Below are 23,354 nucleotides of genomic sequence, written 5' to 3' on the forward strand. Positions count from 1 at the left end.
AATTTTCATAACCACTGAAAATTAACAAGTTACAAACAGCATTAATAAATACTATTATTCAATTAGAATTTATAATAGTTCCTACCTTTTTTTTAGCAAGCTAAACTCTAAATTTGCAACTTAAATTTAACAGCATAAAAAATAAAAAATGGCTATAGTAGGAAAAAAATTCCCAAATTTAGAAGTAAACGCAATGAACGAAATGGGCGATACATTTAAGTTAAATGTATTAGAAGAAGCTCAAAAAAATAAGAAGAAAGTACTATTATTCTGGTACCCAAAAGATTTTACTTTTGTATGCCCTACAGAATTACACGCCTTCCAAGCTGCTTTAGGTGAATTCGAAAAAAGAAACACAGTTGTAATTGGTGCTTCTTGTGACACTGCAGAAGTACATTTTGCATGGTTAAACACAGCTAAAGATAATGGTGGTATAGAAGGTGTTACTTACCCACTATTAGCAGATAGTAACAGAAACTTAGCTGCAACTTTAGGCATTTTAGATGTTACTAATGAGCAATACAATGAAGAAACAGGTGTAGTAACTGTAGATGGTGACAATGTAACCTACAGAGCTACCTATTTAATAGATGAAGAAGGTACTGTTTTTCATGAAGGAATAAACCACATGCCTGTTGGTAGAAATGTAAATGAGTTTTTACGTTTAGTAGATGCTTATACGCATGTTCAAGAAAAAGGAGAAGTTTGTCCTGCAAACTGGGAAGAAGGTAAAGATGCTATGCAAGCAAACTCTAAAGGAACTGCAGAGTATTTAGCTGCTCATGTAAACTAAAATTATACAAGCATGTTACTAGAATTAGAAAAAGACAATTTAGCAGAAATAATTGCTGAAAATAATAATGTAGTGGTACAATATTCCGCTACTTGGTGTGGTAACTGCAGAATAATGAAACCAAAATTTAAAAAAGAAGCTTCTCTTAATGAAGAGGTTACTTTTATTTTGGCGGATGCAGAAAAATTTCCTGAGTCTAGAAAATTAGCAAATGTGGATAATTTACCAACTTTTGCAACTTTTGTAGATGGGAAATTTAAAAACCAAACGCAGACCAATAAATATGATGTTTTAAAAGAACTGATACATGAAGTTACCAGTAATTAAACACCTTACTAATTTTATTGAGGCTAATGACGAAGATTATATAGTAGAAACTATAGAAACTTTGGAAGACCTTACTGAGGTTTCCTCTTTAAAAGATGAAGAATTAGACGTAATTGGCGAACTAATCTCTAATATGTATGGCGCCTTAGAAGTAAGTAAAGCTGTAAGAGAAGGTAAACCAAAAAAGGAAGCATTAAATGATTTTATGCAACGTGTTGTGGGTGCTATAGACTCATAATCAATTCCTATTATAGTAGTAAAGTCCGTTACTCTAGAGTAACGGACTTTTTATTTGCAAAAAAGTTACATATCCACGTATTATTTTTTAATTTCACAACTTAAACCATAAAAACGCTATCATGGCATCTGTAACACTAAAAGGAAACGCATTAACAACTATAGGAAATTTACCAACACCAGGCACTAAAGCTCCAAATTTCTCACTTACTAAAAACGATTTATCTACCGCGCAATTATCTGATTATTCTGGAAAAAAAGTAGTTTTAAATATATTCCCAAGTATAGATACTGGCACTTGTGCACAGTCTGTTCGTCAATTTAACCAAGAAGCAGCAGAACTAGAAAATACGGCAGTATTATGTATTTCTAAAGATTTACCTTTTGCACAAGCAAGGTTTTGTGGCGCTGAAGGAATAGATAAAGTAGAAGTTCTTTCGGATTTTAAAGATGGTAATTTTGGAAAAGCATACCAAGTAGATTTTGCAGACGGTCCATTACAACCACTACACTCTAGGTCTGTGGTTGTTATAGATAAAAACGGAAGTGTAGTTTACAACGAGCAAGTTGCAGAAACAACAGAAGAACCAAATTACAAAGCAGCTTTAGAAGCCTTAATAAATGCCTAAAGAATCTTTTCTTGTAAATAGAATTAAAAGTGTAGGCTTTGCTTTTAAAGGCGCCTTCCTTTTAATAAGAACAGAAGCTAGTATAAAAATCCAGCTTTTCATTGCTGTAGTAATGACTTTTGCTGGGTTTTACTTTAAAATTTCTAACTTAGAATGGATTTTGCAAATATTTGCAATTGGTATTGTAATGGGAATTGAAGGACTTAATACTGCTGTAGAAAAAATAGCAGATTTTATTCATCCAGAATTCGATGAAAAAATTGGTTTTATTAAAGATGTTGCTGCAGGTGCTGTAATGTTAGTATCTATTGCTTCTACCATTATTGGTCTTATTATTTATTTACCAAAAATTCTTTAAAAAAGAAAATTTACACCTTCAGAGGTAAATTCGTAATTTAGCCCTCAGAATAAAAGATTACATGGCAAAAAAGGCAAAAAAAACAAAGCCAGCAAGCACTCCTAAGAAAAAGGCAACATTTAAGCTATCCCAACAAAATAAAATTTTGTTAGGCAGTATTTTTATTCTTTTTAGTATAGCTCTATTCTTCTCTTTTATATCGTTTTACTTTACATGGCAAGATGACCAAAGTATGCTGTCTGAATTTGCAAACAGAAATGAAAAAGCAAGTAACTTACTTAATAAATTTGGTGCAAATATTAGTCACTTTTTTATATATAAAGGCTTTGGTATTGCTTCTTTAATTATTCCTTTTTTACTTTCTATTACTGGCTTATACCTTTTTTTAGGATTAGAAAAAAAAGGGATTTTAAAAAAATGGATATGGGGATTTATTTTTATCATCTGGATATCTATTGCTTTAGGATTTTTTGCTATTAAACAACCACTACTAGGAGGTTTAGTAGGGTATGAAATGAACGATTTCCTTCAAGATTATGCCGGAAAAATAGGAGTCTTATTACTTCTATTGTTTGGATTAATATTTATTTTGGTTCGTTTGTTTAAATTTTCTCCAGAAAATATAGCTTCTTATATAAAGCATAAAAAACAATCTTTAGAATCGGACTTTAAAACTTCCACATCAAAATCTTCTAAAGAAGAAGTGGTTGTTCCTTTAGATAAAGGAGAAAAAAATACGGTAATTCCAGATGCATATACTCATAAAGAAGAAATTCCTTCTATCAAAAAAGAGATAAAATTATCGGATGATTTTGAAGTAACGGTACCAGAAGAAGAAAAAGAGGTTATAAAACCAGAGGTTCCAGAGGTTGCTATGGAAGTAGAAAAGGTAGTAGAAGAGAATGAGGAGCCATCTAGCATTGCAAAAAAATTAGTGGAAGATTTTGGCGAGTTTGATCCTACACTTGAACTAGGAAATTATAAATTCCCAATTTTAGATTTATTAGATAAGCATGGTACTACAGGCAGCATTACTATAAATCAAGAAGAATTAGAAGAAAATAAAAATAAGATTGTAGAGACTTTAAAAAACTACAAAATTGGCATTGCTCAAATTAAAGCAACTATAGGACCTACAGTTACTTTATATGAAATTGTTCCAGAAGCTGGTGTTCGTATTTCTAAAATTAAAAACCTAGAAGATGATATTGCCTTATCTTTAGCTGCATTAGGAATACGTATTATTGCCCCTATTCCTGGAAAAGGGACTATTGGTATTGAAGTTCCCAATAAAAATTCTACCATAGTTTCTATGCGTTCTGTTATTGCTTCTAAAAAATTCCAAGAGGCAGAAATGGAGCTTCCTATTGCTTTTGGTAAAACTATTAGTAATGAAACCTTTGTAGTAGATTTAGCAAAAATGCCGCACTTACTAATGGCTGGCGCAACTGGTCAAGGTAAATCTGTTGGTTTAAATGCCGTACTTACCTCCCTACTCTACAAAAAACACCCAGCAGAGGTTAAATTTGTTTTAGTAGACCCTAAAAAAGTAGAACTTACATTATTTAATAAAATAGAACGTCATTTCTTAGCAAAACTTCCAGATAGCGCAGAAGCTATCCTTACCGATAATGCAAAAGTAATTAATACGGTAAACTCACTTTGTATAGAAATGGATGACAGATACGAGCTACTTAAAAAAGCAATGGTTCGTAATCTTAAAGAATATAATCATAAATTTAAATCTAGAAAACTAAATCCAGAAGACGGACATAAATTTTTACCATATATTGTTTTAGTTATAGATGAATTTGCAGATTTAATTATGACCGCTGGTAAAGAAGTAGAAACGCCAATAGCAAGACTAGCACAGTTAGCAAGAGCAATTGGTATTCATTTAATTATTGCAACACAAAGACCTTCTGTAAACGTTATTACAGGGATTATAAAAGCTAACTTCCCCGCAAGAATAGCATTTAGAGTAACCTCTAAAATAGATTCTAGAACAATTCTAGATGCATCAGGTGCCGACCAACTTATAGGGCGTGGAGATATGCTTTATACCCAAGGTAATGATGTAACACGTATACAATGTGCATTTGTAGACACCCCAGAAGTAGAAAAAATAACAGAATATATTGGTTCACAAAGAGCGTATCCTGAAGCACATGAATTGCCAGAATATAGCGGAGAAGAGTCTGGCACAAGTCTTGATAATAACATATCGGAAAGAGATGCCATGTTCCGAGATGCTGCCGAAGTAATTGTAATTGCACAGCAAGGTTCTGCTTCTCTTATTCAAAGAAAATTAAAATTAGGATACAATAGAGCCGGCCGTATAATAGACCAATTAGAAGCCGCTGGTATTGTTGGCCCTTTTGAAGGTAGTAAAGCAAGACAAGTTTATGTGCCAGATATGATAGCACTAGAAGAAATATTTAATAATGAAAAAAAGTAGATTATAATGAAGAAGATATGTATAGCATGCCTAGTATTATTTGCAACGAATTTTGCAATTGCACAAAACTCTCAAAAAGCAAAAACTCTTTTAGACCAAGTATATACTAATGTAAAAAGCTACAAAAACATTTATGTAGACTTTAAAATAGCATTACACAATTCTGAAGCTGGTATTAACCAAGAAACTAAAGGAAATGTAACCATACAAGGAGACAAGTACCTATTTAACTATTTAGGTGCTAAACAACTTTTTGATGGCTCTAAAGTTTATACGGTTGTTCCAGAAAATGAAGAAGTAACTATAGAAAATAAATCGGAAGATGAAAATACGGTTACCCCATCTAAAATGTTAACTTTTTACAAAACAGGACATACCTACGATTGGGATATTTTACAAAATGTGCAAGGCCGTAAAATCCAATTCGTAAAAGTTACTCCTATAGAAACAAATACAGAAATACAATCTATTTTAATAGGGATAGATGTAGGTACTAAAAACATTTATAAGATTATAGAAACTGGAAAAAACAGTACTAAAACCACAATTACTGTTAATTCTTTTAAAACAGACCAGCCGTTATCAAAAACCTTATTTACTTTTGACGAAAGTAAGTACAAGAATGACGGGTACTACATTATAAGAAATTAGAGCAATTGAGAATTCTAGACCGATATATACTATCCAGGTTCACATCCAATTTTGTCAGTTCGTTTATAATATTGATGTTTATCTTCATATTCCAAACGATTTGGCTGTTTATAGACGATTTTGCTGGTAAAGGATTAGACATTGTTATTATTGGTAAATTCTTATTATACTTAATGCCAGATTTAACAGAAAAAGTATTACCGCTTACCGTATTACTTTCTTCTATATTAACCTTTGGAACCTTTGCAGAAAATTATGAATTTGCTGCCATGAAAGCTTCTGGCATTTCGTTAGAAAGAGCTATGCTTAGTTTAATTGTTTTTGTAAGTGTTCTAGGCATTGTAACGTTCTTTTTTGCCAATAGTGTAATACCAGCATCCCAAAGAAAAATATATAATCTTAGAAAAAATATTGCTCAAGTTAAACCTGCCGCAATTATTGCCGAAGGAGTATTTAGTGATTTTGAAGGGATGAGTATTAAGGTAGACGAAAAATCTGGAGAAAATGATAAGTTTCTTAAAAATGTAATTATTCATAAAAAAACAAAATTAAACATCAACAGTACTGTAATAAAAGCAAAAAAAGGAGAATTAATTAGTAGTAAAGAATCCGAAATAATACAACTAGTACTTACCGATGGACATTATTATGAAGATGTACAAGCCAAAAAGAATAATAAAAAACTAAAATACCCTTTTGCTAAAGCTAATTTTGATACGTATACCATGAATATGGAGGTACCAGAATTAAATAATGACGATTTAGAAGCCGATAGAGATGTTAGTACCGATAAGATGAAAAACGTTTCTAGATTAAACAAAGATATAGACTCTTTAAAGAAAGATAACTTTAGAATCGTTAAAGCATTCTCTAAAAATATCTCTCATAGAATGGGGGTTTTCTCAAAAGTAAAGTTAAAAAAGATAAAAGAAATACCAAAAACTCCTAATGAAATAGAAAAGGAACAATTTTTAAATAACATAAAAGACACCACCTCTACCATTACAAAAATAGATATAACTGCAGATGATTTTAATATTGTAGATTTATTTAATGATAGACAACAAGTACAAATACTAATTTCTGCAAAAAATAACACCAATAATATTTTAAATACTATTAGTGGTAAAAAACAAGAATTAGAAAAACGTTATAAAATATACAACCTTCATATACTATCCCTACACAAAAAATTTGCATTAGCATTCTCTTGTATTATACTTTTCTTTGTTGGTGCACCCCTAGGAGCTATAATACGAAAAGGAGGTTTAGGATTGCCTATGGTAATTGCAATAGTATTATTTCTAGTATATTACTTTATAGGTGTTTTTGCTGGTAACTACGCTAAAGAAGGTAATATTCACCCAATATTAGGCGCTTGGTTATCTACTTTAATAATGCTTCCTTTAGGTGTATTTTTAACAAGAAGAGCTACAGCGGATAAAGGCATGCTAAATATAGGCGGTATTATTATAGATTTCTTTAAAAGTTTAATTCCAAAAAAAGACAAAAAATTAGTTTCTGAATAATGACAAAGGAAAACAACATACAGCTAAACACAATAGAAGAAGCTATTGAAGATATTAGAAAAGGAAAGGTTATTATTGTCGTGGATGATGAAAACCGTGAGAATGAAGGTGATTTTTTAGCAGCTGCAGAATTAGCCACACCAGAGACCGTAAATTTTATGGCATCGCATGGTAGAGGTTTAATTTGTGCACCATTAACAGAAGGACGTTGTTCTGAACTTGGGTTACACATGATGGTCTCTAACAATACAGACCCTATGGAAACTGCTTTTACTGTTTCGGTAGATTTACGTGGAGAAGGAGTTACTACAGGTATTTCTGCTGGCGACCGCTCTAAAACAGTTATTGCATTAACTAAAAAAGAAACAAAACCACATGACCTAGCTAGACCAGGACATATTTTCCCATTAGTAGCTAAAGAAGGTGGTGTTTTAAGAAGAACAGGACATACAGAAGCTGCTATAGATTTTGCAAGACTTGCGGGTCTAAAACCTGCAGGAATTATTGTAGAAATAATGAACGAAGATGGTTCTATGGCAAGGCTTCCGCAATTAATGGATGTTGCTAAAAAATTCGATTTAAAAATTGTTACTATAGAGGACTTAGTTGCTTACCGCATGGAGCACGATAGTTTAATAAATAAAGAGAACGATTTTACCATTACTACTCGTTTTGGTGATTTTAGATTACGTGCTTACAGACAAACAACCAATAACAATGTGCATATTGCTCTAACCAAAGGAAATTGGTCTAAGGACGAGAAAGTACTTACTAGAATACACTCTAACTTAGTAAATAATGATATTCTTGGAACACTTACAAGTAATCCTAATAAGAAGTTAGAATTAATGTTTAATGCCATTAATAAAGAAGAAAAAGGTGCAATAATCTTTATAAATCAGGATTTAGAATCCGTGAATCTATTATCTCGTTTGGTAGATTTAAAAGAGCTACAAAAACAAGGGGTTTATAAAGCTCCTCTTATTGAAATGGATTCTAGAGATTTTGGAATTGGTGCTCAAATTTTACACAACTTAGATATTTCTAAATTACGCTTATTAACCAACAGTGCCGCAACAAAAAGAGTTGGTATAATAGGTTACGGATTAGAAATAGTAGAATACGTAAGTTACTAAACCCTTATTCTAAAACCCTATTTAAGGCTTTTACCATTTTTTGCGCTCTTTCCTTTACTTCTTCAGTTGTCCAAGAAAGTTTAATTAAGCAAGAAATATTTCTGCCTACCCACTTATCTGATAAAGAAAAATCAGATTTGGTATAATCAGGTAGCTGCTCTTGCACCTCTTTTGGCAATTTTCCTAAAGAGGTTTGGTTGGTTAAATGCTCCCATTTTCTATAATAGTGCCAATTATTATGAAACCAATAAAAACAAGCATCTACACCTTCAGTTCCTAAAGCCTTATGAGCATTTTCTGCTAGTTCTTGTGTTGGCAAAAAGAAACTTAAGAAAGAATAGTTTTCTACTCCGCCTTCTGGCACTTCTCTAAAAACTATTTCGGGTATGGTAGCTAATGCTTCTCTAAATATAGTATAATATTGCTTTTGTCTTTCTAAAAACGAATCTAAACGCTCTAATTGCGCTATACCAACTGCTGCATGCAGTTCGGATATTCTATAATTATATCCTAAAAAAGGGTGCTCCTCTGCTCCTCTATCCTTACCAACATGATCATGCCCATGGTCCGAGTAATGATCCGCATTAGTATAGTACTTTTCATTATTTGTGACCACAGCTCCACCTTCCCCACTTGTAATCGTCTTCACAAAATCAAAAGAGAAACAACCTAAATCTCCATAACTACCCAGTGGCTTCCCTTCAAAACTTCCGCCAATTGCCTGGCAAGCGTCTTCTAGCAATAGTAAATTATGTGTATCACAAATAGTTTTTAACGCTTTTAAATTTGCCATAGAACCACACATATGTACTGGCATAACAACTTTAGTTCTTGGCGTTATTGCTTTTTCAACAGCAGCAGGGTTTAATGTCAATGTTGCGTCAACATCTACCAAAATAGGTACCGCTCCTAATGCTAATATTGATTCAAAACTTGCCACAAAAGTAAATGTTGGCATAATTACTTCATCTCCTGTTCCAATTCCAGCACTTGCTAAAGCAACTGTAAGAGCTGCAGTACCGCTACTTACTAGCTGTGTATATTTAGTATGCATTCTTTTAGACAAAGCGCTCTCAAACTCTTTTGCTTTCCATTGTCCGTTACGCATACCATCAAAACCATAGCGCATTAAAACCCCAGTTTCTAAAACATCATTAACTTGTTTTTTTTCTTCCTCTCCAAATAATTCAAATCCTGGCATACTATATTCGTTGTTGGTTGTTGGTTGTTGGTTGTTGGTTGTTGGTTGTTGGTTGTTGGTTGTTGGTTGTTAAAAATTTAAAATCATTTCAAACTAAAAATCTAAACGTTAAATTCTTTTGACATTGAGACTTTAGACAAACTACTTAATATCAATGACACTTTCTGAAACTTCTTTACGCACTTTTTTAAAATCTGCAAACATATCGTCTTCTGCTCTTATTCCTATAGGCAGTACTAATACTGGTTCTAAATTTAATGCTTCTAACCCCAAAACATCTTTATACCCTTGCGGAATAAAACCTTCCATAGGGCAAGAATCAATTTTTTCCATAGCACAAACCGTCATTAAATTACCTAAAGCTATATATGCTTGGTGTTTGGACCAAATAAAAATTTCCTCTTCAGTTTTATTTTCAAAAGAAGTAAGCATCATTTTTTTATATGGTGCTATAATTTCATCACTAGTACCACGAACATCCTGTACTTTATTAAAATAAGAAATAACCGCTTTTTTCATTTTACTTTTTTCAACACAAAGCACAAAAACATGGGAAGCTTGCCCCACTTGTTGCTGATTAAAAGAGTATGATACTAAATTTTTCTGTATTTCTTTATTTGCTACTACTACCATTTTTATAGGCTGCAAACCGTAAGAAGTAGCAGTAAGGTTAAAAGCATGTTTTAGCTTTTCTATATTTTCATTACTTATACTTTTAGAAGTATTAAACTTCTTAACCGCATAGCGCCATTCTAAACTATCTATTATATTACTCACCTTAATTTATTTAATTAAAAAACCATAATTTAATGGACATTATTACGACCATTACTATTAAGAATGTTTTTATAAGTCCGTCTCCTTTGGTAACCGCAATTCTACTTGCAAACCAAGCACCAGAACCATTTCCGATTGCTAAAATTAAGCCTATTTTCCAATTTACCTTGTCATTTAATACAAAAACTGCTAGAGCAGAAAGCATATATACAAAAACCACCATTACTTTTGTAACATTTGCTCTTACCAAATTCATACGATTTACGTAGTGTAAAAACAAAATCATAATAAACCCTAAACCAGCATTTATAAATCCTCCGTAAATACCAAAAAAGAAAAACACTATTAACCCTATCCACAAATACTTTCCAGTTACTCTTTCTTCTAAATCGGTAATTTTAATTTTTGGTTTAAACAGTATAATAAATACCACCACCATCATTACCATAGAAAGAATTTTATTAAAAGTCTCCCCTTTTATGTCTACCGCTAAATTTGCCCCTATAATAGAGCCTAAAAATGCAGCCAGTCCCAAGTAAACGTTAAAAGGAAATGTAGAAACCCCTTTACTTTTAAAGCCAGCAGTAGCTATTGCGGTCTGAATTACAATAGCAACACGGTTTGTACCATTAGCTACATTAGAAGGCAGCCCTAAAAATATTAATACCGGTAAAGAAAGTAAAGACCCACCACCCGCCAAGGTATTTATAAACCCCACTACAAAACCAACTATTATTAATAAAGGGTAATAATACCATTCTTCCATGACACAAAAATAAAGCTATATTTTACGTTCTCCTACGAAACAATTTACTTTAAAAGACATAAAAAAACCGCAATTAAAAAATTGCGGCTTGCAAAACTAGTGTGCATAATTAGCCAACTACACCTAGCTCTTTTCCTATTTTCGTAAATGCTGTAATAGCTTTATCTATTTGTTCTTTGGTATGCGAAGCAGAAATTTGCACACGAATACGTGCTTTCCCTTTTGGTACAACAGGATAGAAAAAAGCAATAACGTAAATACCTTCTCCCAGTAATTTTGATGCAAATTCTTGCGCCAACTTAGCATCCATAAGCATAATGGGAACAATAGGATGCACACCCGGTGTAATGGTAAAACCAGCTTTTTCTATCCCACTTCTAAATCTTTTAGTATTTTCTTGAGATTTATTAATCAAATTATTATCCTCATTTATCTTATCTAATACTTTAATAGATGCTCCAGCAATAGCAGGAGCCAGTGTATTAGAAAATAAGTAAGGTCTAGATTTTTGTCTAAGAATATCTACAATCTCTTTTCTTGCTGCAGTAAACCCACCAGAGGCACCACCAAGTGCTTTGCCATAGGTTCCTGTAATAATATCTATTCTACCCATTACTTTTTTGTATTCATGGGTTCCTCTTCCTGTTTCCCCAATGAATCCTGTGGCGTGGCATTCATCTACCATAACTATAGCATCGTACTTGTCAGCTAGGTCACAAATTTCATCGAGTTTTGCAATTATCCCATCCATAGAAAAAACACCATCAGTAACAATTAACCTTCTTCTTGCTCCAGATGCTGCTTTTAATTGCTCCTCTAATGAAGCCATATCATTATTCTTGTATCTATGACGAGTAGCTTTACACAATCGTATACCATCTATTATACTAGCATGGTTTAGTTCATCTGAAATTACTGCATCTTCTGCCGTTAATAAAGGTTCAAAAACACCGCCATTAGCATCAAAAGCAGCTGCATAGAGTATACAATCTTCCATTCCTAAAAATTCAGCCGTCTTTTTCTCTAACTCCTTATGAATATCTTGTGTACCACAAATAAAACGTACCGATGACAACCCAAAACCATGAGAACGCATAGCCTCTACACCTGCTTCTATAACATCTGGGTGTGAGGATAACCCCAAGTAATTGTTAGCGCAAAAATTTAAAACAGGCTCTCCCAAAGTAGTTTTAATTTCTGCTCCTTGCTTGGTTGTTATTACTCGTTCTTTTTTATATAAACCAGAGTTTTCTATTTCTTGTAGCTCCGTTTTAAGTTGATCCTTAACTTTTCCGTACATAATATTCTATAATTGTGACTGTAAATCGTATTTTTTCTTTAATTCCGTTAGCATCTCATTACTAATATCATCTAGCCTATAATGTGGCTCCCAATGCCAATCTTCTTGTGCTTGTGTATCTAGAATAGAAGATGGCCAACTTTGTGCAATTGACTCTCTATAATCTTCTTTATAGGTTATTTTAAAGTTTGGATACCATTTTTGGATAGACTTTGCTACCTGTTCTGGGGTAAAACTCAATGCATTTAAATTGTAAGAAGTCCTTGTTTTTATTTGGTTTTTAGGGGCCTCCATTAGTTCTAAAGTTGCCCTAACGGCATCTTCCATAAAAATCATTGGCAATGCGGTATCCTTTTTTAAATAACATTCAAAAGGCTCTCTTTGTACTGCTTTATGGTAAATATCTACTGCATAATCTGTAGTACCGCCACCTGGTAAGGATTGGTGCCCTATAATTCCAGGATAGCGTAAAGACCTAACATCTAAACCATATTTTGTATAATAGTAATTTGCCCATTGCTCTCCTGCAACTTTACTAATTCCATAAACGGTTGTTGGGTCTAAACAAGAGTCTTGAGGTGTATTAAGTTTTGGAGCAGATGCCCCAAAAACAGCAATAGAACTTGGAAAAAACACCTTATTTACTTTGTATTTCCGTGCTGCTTCGAATATAGTAAAGAGTGATTTTAGATTTATATCCCAAGTTTGTAAGGGTTGCTCCTCTCCTTTTGCAGATAAAATTGCTGCTAAATGGTAAATTTGTGTAATAGAATATTCTTCTATTATTTTCTCTACTGCAGTTGCATTTGTAGCATCTAAAGAAAGTAATACCCTTTCTTTTTCTGGTTTTACATACAAATCTGTAGCAATTACACTAGCCCTCCCTTTATGCTTTTGTAATGCCTTTACTAAGACCGTACCTAACTGTCCGCCTGCTCCAGTAACTAATATTTTATCCTTTTTCAATAAATAATATTTATAGGACAAAATTAATTATTTGGCTACTTATTCAAATAAATACACTGCATATAATTAAAAATTAAGTAAATTTATCTTTACAATTGATTAAAATACATACTATTTACTTTTTAAACATGTTTTTTAATCTTTTACAACTAAAAATAACTGTGATGGAGCAAATAGACGAAACCGACCTTAAGATTTTACAAATTCTACAGAAAGACGCTAAAAAAACAACTAAAGAAATTGCACAAGAGCTAAACCTTACTGCTTCTCCCATTTATGAGCGAATTAGAAAACTTGAAAAAAGAGGTATAATAAAAAAATACGTTGCTTTATTAGACCAAAGCAAATTAAATATACCGGTTACCGCCATTTGCTTAGTATCGCAACGATACCACAATGAAGGCTTCATAGAAAAGTTTGAAGAACAAATTAAAGGTCTTAAAGAAGTGCAAGAATGCTATCACATGGCGGGTAAGGTCGATTTTTTCTTGAAAATAAATATTAAAAGCCTTCCTGCTTATCATGAATTTGTTAGAACTAAACTGTCTAAAATTGCAAATATTGGAGTTTTAGAAAGCTATTTTGTTCTAAAAGAAATAACCGCAACTACAGAATACCCTCTTTAATCTTCAATACATCAAAAAAAATATAAATACCTATAAAAAAGTAGATTAAAGCAGTATATTACGCTGTTTTTTGTACTTTATAGGTACATAATAAGATTCTAGAAATTTAAATACTTTATGCCTACCAAAGAACCCGGCCATTATGTTTTACTAACGGATGACAATACGTATTTTGTAGAATACTTATTAGGACACCTAGAACTTAGCCCAAGCATACACCAAGCTATGGTTTTTGAGGACAATGAAACTGCTTTTAATTTCCAGAAATATTTACGAGAAAAGTGCAATCTTGTTACTTCTGTAAATACATTTATTGACTAATACTTTTCTACCTTTTACGAACTACAAGAGAGCATAGAACAACCCACTTTATTTCTTGCCCATTCTGGACGCTTTGCATACCACTTACTAAATTCTGGTTGTTCATCATAAGGTTTCATGAGCATAATAAACAATTCATTAAGAATACTATAATCTCCTTTATCTGAAGCATCTATTGCAAGTTGTGCCATATAGTTACGCAACACATATTTTGGGTTTATTTTTTGCATTTTTTCTATACGCTCATTGGCAGGCAAGGTTTCTTTCTCTAATCTTTCTGCATAAGCTGTAAACCACAAATTCCATTTTTCTTTTAGTTCCTCTGTGAATTCTTCTAAGCTATAAAAAGCTTCTTTTACCACCTCTAAACCTTTTAATGGTGCTACTGTATTAAACGCTGCCAATTCTCTATAAAAGATGGTCATATCGGTCTCTATAGCTTGTAAAAGTTCTTGCAAGCTGTGTAGTAATTTTGCATCGCCTTTTTTATTGGTAAATACCCCTATTTTAGAAGCTAACATTTTTTGTTCTTTAGAATCGTATGTAGCACTAAAATTATGTAGTATTTCTTCCAGGCCATCCGCCTCGCCAATTAAAGGGTATAGTGCATTTGCTAATTGGTAAAGGTTCCATTGCACCACTTGTGGCTGATTTCCATAACGATATCGTTTATTCTGGCGATCCGTGGTATTGGGTGTCCACCCTAAATCATAGCCTTCTAACCAACCATAAGGTCCATAATCTATAGTAAGTCCCAAAATACTCATATTATCGGTATTCATAACGCCATGAACAAAACCAACTCTTTGCCAATGCAACACCATTTCTAGGCTTTTATCTGCTACTTCTTTAAAAAAAGCAACATAAGCCTCTTTAGAAGGCTCCCCTAAATGCGGATAAAAATACTTTATGGTATAATCTGTTAATTTCTTAAGCGTATTTGCATCATTCCTAGAAGAAAAAATTTCAAAATTTCCAAAACGTATAAAACTTGGCGCTACCCTTGTAACCACCGCTCCTTTTTCATAAGCCGCATTGCCATTATACAAAACATCTCTAAGTACTTTATCTCCAGTAAGCATTAAAGACAAAGCTCTTGTAGTTGGTACTCCTAAATAATACATAGCCTCACTACACAAATACTCTCTAATAGAAGAACGCAATACTGCCAAACCATCTGCAGTTCTAGAATACGGGGTTTCCCCTGCTCCTTTTAGTTGTACTGCCCAACGTTTATTTGCATGTTCTATTTCGCCTAAATTAATAGCTCTACCGTCTCCTAACTGCCCTGCCCAATTCCCAAATTGGTGTCCACCATAACACATGGCGTAGGGTTTGGCGTTTGGAAGTATGGTATTACCACTAAAAATCTCTAGAAAATCTTTACTTAACGCCTCTTGTTCCGAAATACCTAATGCTTGTGCCATGGAACTAGCTACATGCAAAAGCATTGGTTTTGCAGTTTTCTTAGGAATTACATAAGAAAAACAAGCCTGAGGAACTTGCCTCCTAGTATTTTCTGTAATTGGGTCTGCAGGAAGCTCCTTAGAAAAGGTATTTTTTAGGTTTAATTTCATAAAAACAAAGGTAAGGAAGTATTTTTTTAAGTACATAAACTACTGTTAAACCATTGATTAATAAGCTTACAAAAGGATAAAGCTTAGGTTTAGTAAAAAAATATCTATAAAAAAGAGGAAAAGTCTTTATTAAAATAAAAAAGCTTTCTATATTTGCACCCGCATTCAGTAAATAGCTGATGAGGCACTCAGGAGAAATGGCAGAGTGGTCGAATGCGGCAGTCTTGAAAACTGTTGAGGGTCACACCTCCGGGGGTTCGAATCCCTCTTTCTCCGCAGAAAAACCCCGTAATTATAATGATTACGGGGTTTTATTTTTATTATTGCCAATTTCGTTGCCATAAGATGCTTTTTAATAAACAAAAAACACTTAATATTTATCGATACTTTTAATGATTTTAAAATTGCCTTTACGAGAATAGTTCTTGATTCACCAAATTCTAAGTTTAAAGCAGAAAGAGCCGAGTAAAAATCATTGAACAATTGAAAAGATTTAATATGTATTTTTTATTGATTAACTAATTCAACTCAAGAAATCATCGTTAAATCCAAGTATTCCTTACCTCAAGTTTTTGTTTGTTTAATGTGTAGTATTTATTGTTTTTTTATAGGTCACATTGAACATCAATATCATCATTTAGTTACACGATTGAGATTAGTTGGTTAATGTTTCATTTCGTTAACCAAGTAAATTAGGATGCCTCTAACACAGCCATTAATCTATGGTTGAGGTATAGTTTTTCTTTACCAACCCTTTCAGAAATTAAAAAACCAGCTTTTTCCAATTCCATTAAATAATTACCAACGGTTTTTGGTGTACCTAATTTGGCATTAATTAAAAATTGCCTTTTTGTATATGGTAATCTAAATAGTATTTCAACCAATTCTTTAGTATACACTTTAGGTAAAGTCTCTCTAATTTCTTTGGTCATTTGTTCCATTAAATCGGTAACATCTTTTAAACGTTGCAATCCTTTGTTTGCAGTATATTCTACCATTTCAAGCATATAGAGTATCCAACCTTCCCAATCGTTATTTTCGGTTACCTCACGTAATTTAGTATAATAGTCAGCCTTATTTTTAATAATATATTCGCTTAAATAAATAGCTGGTGTATCTAACAATTTTTCAAGTTTTAAGTAGAGTAACAACAAAATACGTCCTGTTCTACCATTACCATCACTAAAAGGGTGTATGGCTTCAAATTGATAGTGCATTAATGCCATTTTAATTAATGGGTCTACAGCATCTTCACCATTTATAAAGGTTTCAAGGTTAGCCATCTTTTCCCTTATTACGGCTTCACCTGTTGGTGGTGTATATATGGTTTCGTCATTAGCATTTTTTAAAGCAGTTCCTGGCGTTGTTCTAATACCTGCGGTATTTTTTTTAATGCTTTGTACAATTTCAATGCATAAATTTGTACTTATAAAAGGGCGTGTTTCAATTTCTTGCAAACCATTCCAAAGTGCTTCTTTGTAGCTTATAACTTCTTTTGTTGCTGGGTTATCAAATTTTTTATCTGCTACTAAAGATTTATATAAATCGTCATTAGTAGTTATTATATTTTCTATTTCAGAACTTGCTTTAGCCTCTTGTAAATGAATGGTATCTAAAAACAATGTTGGGTTTGGTAAATTGGTAAGCATACCATTAAGTTGTGCTAACGCTCTACTGGCATCAATTGTCTTGCGTAAAACTTTAGTAGTTTCTAAAGTTGTTTTTGGTGGTAATAACGGTAGGCTATTATAAGGTGTATTTCTATTAAATTTTGCCATTTTAAACAAGGATAAATTTTACTTGTGTTATCTTAACGAGGGTAAATATACTAAAAATTTACCTTTGTTTATATAATAGGTGTAACTATTACTCTCGTTAAAACTAACCTTTTAATCCAAGTTGTTTTTTAATTTGAAAATCATAAAGGTTGTAATCTGTACCAAACCCAATTTCACCTAACTCAATTGCCATATGTTTTCGATAATACCAATATGAATTATAAATATCACCTTTTAAATACAAATCAATAATATGCTTATCAGCTTCAAAGATTAGAATGAAACTATACTACTTCTACGATGTATAAACGTTATTTTTAAGCGGATAATGCTAAACCTGTAGCCACATTTCTTTGACCTCATATAAAACTTGTATCAAAGTTATTAATTTGTATTATTTTTTTAGTAGCACGACTTGAAACTCGATTATCTTTTACTCTAATCATTAAGTTTCTAACTGATGTTCTCAATAACTTCCCAGATGATGCAGAATTTCCAAATTCTGAACCTTTTTCACGAGTACTTTAAAACGCAGGGGCATTTTGAATACGCTCTTTAGAAACACTGCTTTTAGCTTTCACTAAATAACCGTCTTGTCCTTTGTAAAAAATTAGATTATCTAACATTCCTTCTAACTTAATAATACGCTTCAATTACGTGCTAGTAAATTATTTAATCCCATATAATTGGCCTTTTTATATTAGCTTCTCTTAAATAATGTAGCATTTGTCCTGTATGTACGGATTCATGATACGCTATCCTGTTTAGATAATCTCCAAGATTTTTACTCTGCCCAACTTCTTTTCTTTCTATTCTAATAGTTTTTAAATCTGCTTCATTTAATTCTTTTATCATATTTAAAAATTCTATTCTATATCTTTTAGAAAAATCTAACTCCGTTTTTAAATCCAAATATGCTAGATCCTCCCAAGGTGATTTATAATTACCTATATTCCCCTGATTTTGTATTATTTTATGAAAAAGATGCTCTCCTTCTAAAACATGTCTAATCATTTCAATTATAGAAAATGCTCTTTTATCTGGTCTCCAATTTAAATTTTGAAGCGGAATTCCGCTCCACAAATTAATGCTTCTTCTTCTAATTTCAGAAAAGTTTAATAAAATGACTTCAATTGAGTTCATGTATGGTATATTTTTTATTTAAATAACAGCTTAATGCAAGTGTACTGAAGGGTCTAAATCTTCACATTTAAACCCATTATCATTTAACAGATGTACAAGTTCTTTAGAAAAATCTTTCGTACTTTCAACACGAAGTACCTTATCGACATCCTCTAAATCAAAACTCCAATTACGCCCTTCGCAAATTTTATCTAAGTTACCTTTTAACTGTTTTATATTATTAAGGTTTTTAACAGTGGTTTTAAATACTAAAATCATTTTATTTTTTTTGATGTATGATTTATCTTTAATTTATGTGCCTTTGAAAGAATTTTATTGTCTATATAAAAAGTACCAAATGGCACAAAACAAGCTACAACTACCTTCCAAGTTGTATTTTTAAAAGACCAGTTTTGCTCTATACCAACTTTAAGTGCATTAAACACAAAGAGTATAAATAATACACCATGGATTTGACCAACCCATTTTACAGGAATAGGATTTAAATATATATATTTTATTGGCACTGCTATACATATTAAAATTAGAAGTGAAACTCCTTCTAAAAAAGCTAAAATCCTTAATCTACCTATGTTTGAATTTATAAAATATTTCATATTAAAATATTCTTAAATATGGTCTACTTGCTAAAGGCGAAAATGGCCAGGGTATAGCTATAAGAATTAGTATTAAACCTATAGTAAACCATACCATTATTGTCTTATATTTATCCCTATCTTCTTGTTTTCTTTTGGCTTTTGCCGAGCCAATTGTAATTACAGCTATGGCAACAAGCATTAAAAATATATGTAGCAAGCCAAAAAATAAATTATCAAAATTTTTTGAGGCTTGATTAAAATTATTCCAGAAGTATTTAATAATTGGACTTTGCACATATAATGACACACCTAGCATTAATTGAATATGAACAATTGTAGCTGTCCAATGCCTTTGACTATTATTTATTTTAGAAAAAGTGGAATTTTTATAATATCCTTTAAATGCATTTATAATAGCAATAACAACTACTATAAGTACTATCCATTTCATTATTGCGTGTAAAAATAAAATTGCATTATACATATTAAACTAACCAATTGGTATGTTTTTAAATTAAAAAAAATTACAAAGTATTTAAATAAATTTTCAATTCTTTAAGGTAACTATCATAAGATTTAGTCCCATATAATTTACCAAGAGTTCTTACTCCCATATAACCGGACATAATAAAATTTGCAATGTGTTTTGGATTAGCATCTTTATCTATTTCATTATTTTCTATTCCGGTAGCAATTACCAAAACTAACTTGGATAATAATTCATCAATTAATTTACTTATAGCTTTATTAAATTGTTGATTAATAGGCGCCATCTCTTCTATAATATTTACTGCCGGGCATCCATATCTAGGGTCAAAATTAGCATCTTCTAACAAAATAGATTTTATCATTTTATATAGCACTTCTTTTGTAGAGCCTCTCTCCTTTAAAGGCTCTATTAACGATGTTTTAAAACCAGGAAGTATAATTTCATTAATCATTGCCAATCCCATTTCTTCTTTATTTTTAAAATGATAAAAGAACGAGCCTTTTGTAACCGTGGTTAAGTGTATAATATCATCAACACTAGTAGTCTGAAACCCTTTTTGGTAAGATAAATCAAAAGCTTTTTTAAGTATATGTAATCGTGTTTGTTGTCCTTTATTCAAACCTTACCATTTAGTATGTTTTAGCAAATATACTAATAAACTATAAAAAGAATAACTAATACTAAAAAAACTAAATTAAGTTTCTATGGTAAACCTATTAAAAATTTTAGCTTTCCTATATCTCTTGCTGCACTAAATTTTTGATTCTCAATTTTTACGCCGTACCAGTCTTTTTTCCATTTTCATTAAGAATCCAGTTAATATACATATTCACCGGAAATGCTAGTTATATCTATCTCTACCTCCCATCCTGAAGTGTCTAATGTCTTTATTTGAATTGCCTCGCCATGCTCCCAAACTCCATCAAAATTATTCTTAAACCAATCCTGTATCCAATGCGAAAAATACTATTATTATATCCTATGTAATGTAAATACAATTATATAAAAAACAAAGGGGCTGTATTCCGGTTTAGTGTAATGCTAATAAACAATAAAACTACAACTTTCGTTATAGTTTTATTGTTACGGTTCTTATATGTTAAGTAAGTCATTTTGTAAGAATGCTTTATTTTCACCATCATTCTTTAGCTACATAAAACCCACTACCATATGTAGATACGTAATATTTACCAGGAGTAGTATAATCAATAGCTATATCATTAATCCTATCAGATTGCCCGTTTCCTTTATTTATTTTTATCCAAGATTTTCCTCCATTTTTAGACAAGTAAGTACCAGCGTTTCTTCCTTCTACATTTGCATTTGGTAATGTAGACACTAAAATTATATCAGCATCGTATTTAGCCACTTCTACCCTATTTACCCATGGGTATTGAAAAATCTGTTTCCAGCTTTTCATCTTTTTATCACTAACCCACAATCCACCTTTATCGGCTTCTTCATTTTTAAAACCAGCAGATATATATACTTTCCCATCTTTGGCAAATTGAATATCATTTACACCATATTTTCCCGAAATATCTATAGTACTTTTTACCTTACTCCAATGCTCCCCCATATCTATTGTTTTATACAACCCTCCATTTTTATTTTGAACAGTTGCATACAATACATTAGCCTTTTTAGGATCTATTCGTATTGCACTAACATCACAAGAAGCTGGTAAACCATTATTTATTTCTTTCCATGTTTTTCCTCCATCGGTAGATTTATGAACCCCAAAGCCTGTTTCACTGTTACCAACATACTCTATAGTATGTGAAGATTTAGGCACACAAAAATACATGGTATCTGGATTATTATAATCAAAGATTAAATTTATTTGATGTACCGGTTGGTCTCCTGAATGTGCCTTAATTTCCCATTTAGGGATGGCTGTTCCATGTTTTAACCAAGTCTTCCCACCATCTATAGAACGCATTAAATTTCCTCTTTCATGCTGCCTAAAATACATGGAATAATGAATTTTGCTGTCCTTAGGATGAATGGCATAAGCACTTAACGAAGCCTCCGTATTTATTAAATTATGAAAAGTTGCCGCTTGCGCTCCTGGCCTTTTAGAATTAGTCTCCTCATTGGTTACCCATAACGTGTTTTCTCCTGCCATACAATATACTTTTCCAGGAAAACGGGTGTCCTGATAGAAACCATGCCCTGGCATATTACTGTTTCCTGCTCCAATATAACTCTCGGAATGCGCAGAAGTTTCTACATCATCAATATCTACCCAAGTGTCTCCTTTATCATAAGACATTAAAGATATTTTGGCCATTTGCGTATGTAATACTGAACCATTGGCATTAAACTTGGCATAATTAACCGATTTTCTATCATAATCATCCCTGTTCATCCAATCATTTAAATACAACAAACGAACATTAGACCCCGTAGGGTTCTCTCTCTTTTGCCAATACGCTACATCTTTACCTTTATTCCATCTTTTTCCATTTCTAAAAGTAACATACCAATGTTTACCACCGTCTTTACTACGCCACATAGCTCCAGGCATAAAATTATTTCTAGAGGCATTGGTGTACATATTTATTAAATAAATATTATTTACATCATTAGGGTCTACACTTATTTGCGTAAAGCGTTGCGTAATTTTTTTAGGAAACTCCGGATATAATTCAGCCGCTTTTTTATCCGTTACACCAAAGTAATACCCCAAAGTATGATAGTAACTTCTCCTTACTGTTCTGTCATTTTTAAAATGGGACATATCCATTGCCAAGTCCCCATTTATCTTTTGCCAACTTTCACCTTCATCTGTACTTTTAAAAACGCCACCAGCTTTATCTGTTATTGTTTTTCCTTTAGCATCCCACAAAACACTAGCGATTAAAAAAAGTGTTTTTTTATTGGTTTTTTTATCATGGTGCATGCTAAATGATCTAATTACATCTGTATCTAGGCCTTCATTTTTTAGTTTCCAGTTTTTACCACCGTTAATGCTTTTATAAAAACCATAATTGGTAGACATATAAACAACATTCGTTTGTACAGGGTCTACAACAATAGTTTCCACCTCAGCATTGGCATGTAACCCCCTATTTATAAGCTTCCAGGTTCTTCCTCTATTGATACTTTTCCATACTTTTCCTTGGCTTTTAGCATCTGTATATGTTCCGTGCGGCTTTTCTTTACTAAATAAAATTTTGCCTAGATACCTCATTCTACCAGCGCCTACATACCAAATATTATCATCCTTAGGATTTACAGTAACGCAACTTAAATATGCTTTCCCGAAAGTACTTAATGCCCCTTCATGCTTCTTCCAAATTTTTCCTTTATTTGCTGTAACAAAGATGCCTTTAGTTTTTAAATCTGTTGCAAAACCAAATTCTGAAGATTGCCTTGAAAAATCGATACTTCCAAATTCATTTGGTCCTCTTTCTCCATACCTAATACCACGACCATCCTCATCTAATACAGTTTGGTAGGTTAGTCCGGCATCATTAGTAACATAGGAATTACCCATATTAGGCGAAATAAATAGCGTATTAACATCTGTAGGGTGCCAAAAAGCTGATTTATTATTTCCGCTCATTCCTGGCCCAAATTGCCTCCAAACTATACTGGAATCAGATACGACATCTACTTTCTTTAGGGCGTCAAAAAATGTATCCTGAGCACCAACAAAATGAATACCCATTAAAAATGCTACAATTACTGTTTTTATTGTTTTCATT

Annotated in this window: 26 protein-coding genes and 1 tRNA gene; 12 read left to right on the forward strand and 15 right to left on the reverse strand. The window is 32.3% G+C overall.

The window, feature by feature from the left end; translation table 11 throughout:
- Positions 1 to 148: 148 nt before the first annotated feature.
- The 9 genes from CLV91_RS09615 to ribB all read left to right on the forward strand — a co-directional run bounded on the left by CLV91_RS09615 (position 149) and on the right by ribB (position 8,118).
- Positions 149 to 793 (forward strand): peroxiredoxin, encoded by a 645-nt coding sequence (locus tag CLV91_RS09615; RefSeq protein WP_121067052.1) that lies wholly within the window; start codon positions 149 to 151, stop codon positions 791 to 793.
- Positions 794 to 805: 12 nt separating this feature from the next.
- The gene (locus tag CLV91_RS09620) at positions 806 to 1,120 is read left to right on the forward strand and encodes a thioredoxin family protein (RefSeq protein WP_121067055.1); all 315 of its coding nucleotides are present in this window, start codon (positions 806 to 808) and stop codon (positions 1,118 to 1,120) included.
- The gene (locus CLV91_RS09625; RefSeq protein WP_121067058.1) at positions 1,101 to 1,358 is read left to right on the forward strand and encodes a DUF6952 family protein; all 258 of its coding nucleotides are present in this window, start codon (positions 1,101 to 1,103) and stop codon (positions 1,356 to 1,358) included. The genes CLV91_RS09620 and CLV91_RS09625 overlap by 20 nt, the downstream gene beginning before the upstream one ends.
- A 121-nt stretch (positions 1,359 to 1,479) precedes the next feature.
- Entirely contained in the window at positions 1,480 to 1,986 is a 507-nt protein-coding gene (gene tpx / locus CLV91_RS09630) for a thiol peroxidase (RefSeq protein WP_121067060.1), read from the forward strand.
- Positions 1,979 to 2,344, forward strand: a complete 366-nt coding sequence (locus CLV91_RS09635) for a diacylglycerol kinase (protein WP_121067063.1) — start codon at positions 1,979 to 1,981, stop codon at positions 2,342 to 2,344. The genes tpx and CLV91_RS09635 overlap by 8 nt, the downstream gene beginning before the upstream one ends.
- A 61-nt stretch (positions 2,345 to 2,405) precedes the next feature.
- Positions 2,406 to 4,802 (forward strand): FtsK/SpoIIIE family DNA translocase, encoded by a 2,397-nt coding sequence (locus tag CLV91_RS09640; RefSeq protein ID WP_121067066.1) that lies wholly within the window; start codon positions 2,406 to 2,408, stop codon positions 4,800 to 4,802.
- A gap of 6 nt (positions 4,803 to 4,808) precedes the next feature.
- Positions 4,809 to 5,453 (forward strand): LolA family protein, encoded by a 645-nt coding sequence (locus CLV91_RS09645; RefSeq protein WP_121067069.1) that lies wholly within the window; start codon positions 4,809 to 4,811, stop codon positions 5,451 to 5,453.
- 74 nt (positions 5,454 to 5,527) lie between these two features.
- Entirely contained in the window at positions 5,528 to 6,982 is a 1,455-nt protein-coding gene (locus CLV91_RS09650) for an LptF/LptG family permease (RefSeq protein WP_245987168.1), read from the forward strand.
- Positions 6,982 to 8,118 (forward strand): 3,4-dihydroxy-2-butanone-4-phosphate synthase, encoded by a 1,137-nt coding sequence (ribB, locus tag CLV91_RS09655; protein ID WP_121067075.1) that lies wholly within the window; start codon positions 6,982 to 6,984, stop codon positions 8,116 to 8,118. The genes CLV91_RS09650 and ribB overlap by 1 nt, the downstream gene beginning before the upstream one ends.
- A 4-nt stretch (positions 8,119 to 8,122) precedes the next feature.
- On the opposite strand, the gene CLV91_RS09660 is transcribed toward ribB, so the two are convergent.
- The 5 genes from CLV91_RS09660 to CLV91_RS09680 all read right to left on the reverse strand — a co-directional run bounded on the left by CLV91_RS09660 (position 8,123) and on the right by CLV91_RS09680 (position 13,128).
- Positions 8,123 to 9,319: a DegT/DnrJ/EryC1/StrS family aminotransferase gene (locus CLV91_RS09660; RefSeq protein ID WP_121067078.1), complete on the reverse strand. Its 1,197-nt coding sequence runs from the start codon at positions 9,317 to 9,319 to the stop codon at positions 8,123 to 8,125.
- Positions 9,320 to 9,460: 141 nt separating this feature from the next.
- Positions 9,461 to 10,096 (reverse strand): NAD(P)H-dependent oxidoreductase, encoded by a 636-nt coding sequence (locus tag CLV91_RS09665; RefSeq protein ID WP_121067081.1) that lies wholly within the window; start codon positions 10,094 to 10,096, stop codon positions 9,461 to 9,463.
- Positions 10,097 to 10,106: 10 nt separating this feature from the next.
- Positions 10,107 to 10,862, reverse strand: a complete 756-nt coding sequence (locus CLV91_RS09670) for a sulfite exporter TauE/SafE family protein (RefSeq protein WP_121067084.1) — start codon at positions 10,860 to 10,862, stop codon at positions 10,107 to 10,109.
- A 109-nt stretch (positions 10,863 to 10,971) separates the two neighbouring features.
- On the reverse strand, positions 10,972 to 12,162 hold the full coding sequence (gene kbl, locus CLV91_RS09675; protein WP_121067087.1) for a glycine C-acetyltransferase: 1,191 nt from the start codon (positions 12,160 to 12,162) through the stop codon (positions 10,972 to 10,974).
- A 6-nt stretch (positions 12,163 to 12,168) separates the two neighbouring features.
- Positions 12,169 to 13,128 (reverse strand): NAD-dependent epimerase/dehydratase family protein, encoded by a 960-nt coding sequence (locus tag CLV91_RS09680; RefSeq protein ID WP_121067090.1) that lies wholly within the window; start codon positions 13,126 to 13,128, stop codon positions 12,169 to 12,171.
- Between the two features lie 164 nt (positions 13,129 to 13,292).
- Here CLV91_RS09680 and CLV91_RS09685 point away from each other — a divergent pair, with 164 nt between their 5' ends.
- Together CLV91_RS09685 and CLV91_RS09690 are read left to right on the forward strand one after the other, a co-directional pair.
- On the forward strand, positions 13,293 to 13,754 hold the full coding sequence (locus CLV91_RS09685) for an Lrp/AsnC family transcriptional regulator (protein ID WP_121067872.1): 462 nt from the start codon (positions 13,293 to 13,295) through the stop codon (positions 13,752 to 13,754).
- 117 nt (positions 13,755 to 13,871) lie between these two features.
- Positions 13,872 to 14,075 carry a hypothetical protein gene (locus CLV91_RS09690; protein ID WP_121067093.1) on the forward strand — a complete coding sequence of 68 codons (204 nt, stop codon included), beginning with the start codon at positions 13,872 to 13,874 and terminating at the stop codon, positions 14,073 to 14,075.
- A gap of 14 nt (positions 14,076 to 14,089) precedes the next feature.
- On the opposite strand, the gene CLV91_RS09695 is transcribed toward CLV91_RS09690, so the two are convergent.
- A complete protein-coding gene (locus tag CLV91_RS09695; protein WP_121067874.1) occupies positions 14,090 to 15,652 on the reverse strand; it encodes a protein adenylyltransferase SelO in 1,563 nt (520 codons plus the stop codon).
- Positions 15,653 to 15,843: 191 nt separating this feature from the next.
- Here CLV91_RS09695 and CLV91_RS09700 point away from each other — a divergent pair.
- Positions 15,844 to 15,928: transfer RNA gene (locus tag CLV91_RS09700), tRNA-Ser, on the forward strand.
- Positions 15,929 to 16,344: 416 nt separating this feature from the next.
- On the opposite strand, the gene CLV91_RS09705 is transcribed toward CLV91_RS09700, so the two are convergent.
- From CLV91_RS09705 to CLV91_RS09740, 9 genes are all read right to left on the reverse strand, one after another.
- Positions 16,345 to 17,430 carry a Fic family protein gene (locus CLV91_RS09705; protein ID WP_121067096.1) on the reverse strand — a complete coding sequence of 362 codons (1,086 nt, stop codon included), beginning with the start codon at positions 17,428 to 17,430 and terminating at the stop codon, positions 16,345 to 16,347.
- Positions 17,431 to 17,954: 524 nt separating this feature from the next.
- Positions 17,955 to 18,083 (reverse strand): hypothetical protein, encoded by a 129-nt coding sequence (locus CLV91_RS17025; RefSeq protein ID WP_262697341.1) that lies wholly within the window; start codon positions 18,081 to 18,083, stop codon positions 17,955 to 17,957.
- Between the two features lie 19 nt (positions 18,084 to 18,102).
- On the reverse strand, positions 18,103 to 18,573 hold the full coding sequence (locus CLV91_RS09710; protein WP_121067101.1) for a DinB family protein: 471 nt from the start codon (positions 18,571 to 18,573) through the stop codon (positions 18,103 to 18,105).
- 30 nt (positions 18,574 to 18,603) lie between these two features.
- Complete coding sequence (locus tag CLV91_RS09715; protein ID WP_121067104.1) at positions 18,604 to 18,831, reverse strand: hypothetical protein; 228 nt, start codon at positions 18,829 to 18,831, stop codon at positions 18,604 to 18,606.
- Positions 18,828 to 19,169 carry a DUF3817 domain-containing protein gene (locus CLV91_RS09720; protein ID WP_121067107.1) on the reverse strand — a complete coding sequence of 114 codons (342 nt, stop codon included), beginning with the start codon at positions 19,167 to 19,169 and terminating at the stop codon, positions 18,828 to 18,830. The genes CLV91_RS09715 and CLV91_RS09720 overlap by 4 nt, the downstream gene beginning before the upstream one ends.
- Before the next feature lies 1 nt (position 19,170).
- On the reverse strand, positions 19,171 to 19,602 hold the full coding sequence (locus CLV91_RS09725; protein ID WP_245987169.1) for a hypothetical protein: 432 nt from the start codon (positions 19,600 to 19,602) through the stop codon (positions 19,171 to 19,173).
- A gap of 73 nt (positions 19,603 to 19,675) precedes the next feature.
- Positions 19,676 to 20,260 (reverse strand): TetR/AcrR family transcriptional regulator, encoded by a 585-nt coding sequence (locus CLV91_RS09730; RefSeq protein WP_121067112.1) that lies wholly within the window; start codon positions 20,258 to 20,260, stop codon positions 19,676 to 19,678.
- Between the two features lie 197 nt (positions 20,261 to 20,457).
- Positions 20,458 to 20,592, reverse strand: a complete 135-nt coding sequence (locus CLV91_RS17030) for an immunity 53 family protein (RefSeq protein WP_262697344.1) — start codon at positions 20,590 to 20,592, stop codon at positions 20,458 to 20,460.
- Positions 20,593 to 20,779: 187 nt separating this feature from the next.
- Positions 20,780 to 23,353: a VPS10 domain-containing protein gene (locus tag CLV91_RS09740; RefSeq protein ID WP_121067115.1), complete on the reverse strand. Its 2,574-nt coding sequence runs from the start codon at positions 23,351 to 23,353 to the stop codon at positions 20,780 to 20,782.
- Position 23,354: the final 1 nt, after the last annotated feature.

The sequence above is a fragment of the Maribacter vaceletii genome, from assembly GCF_003634105.1.
GTDB classification, from domain to species: Bacteria; Bacteroidota; Bacteroidia; order Flavobacteriales; family Flavobacteriaceae; genus Maribacter_B; species Maribacter_B vaceletii.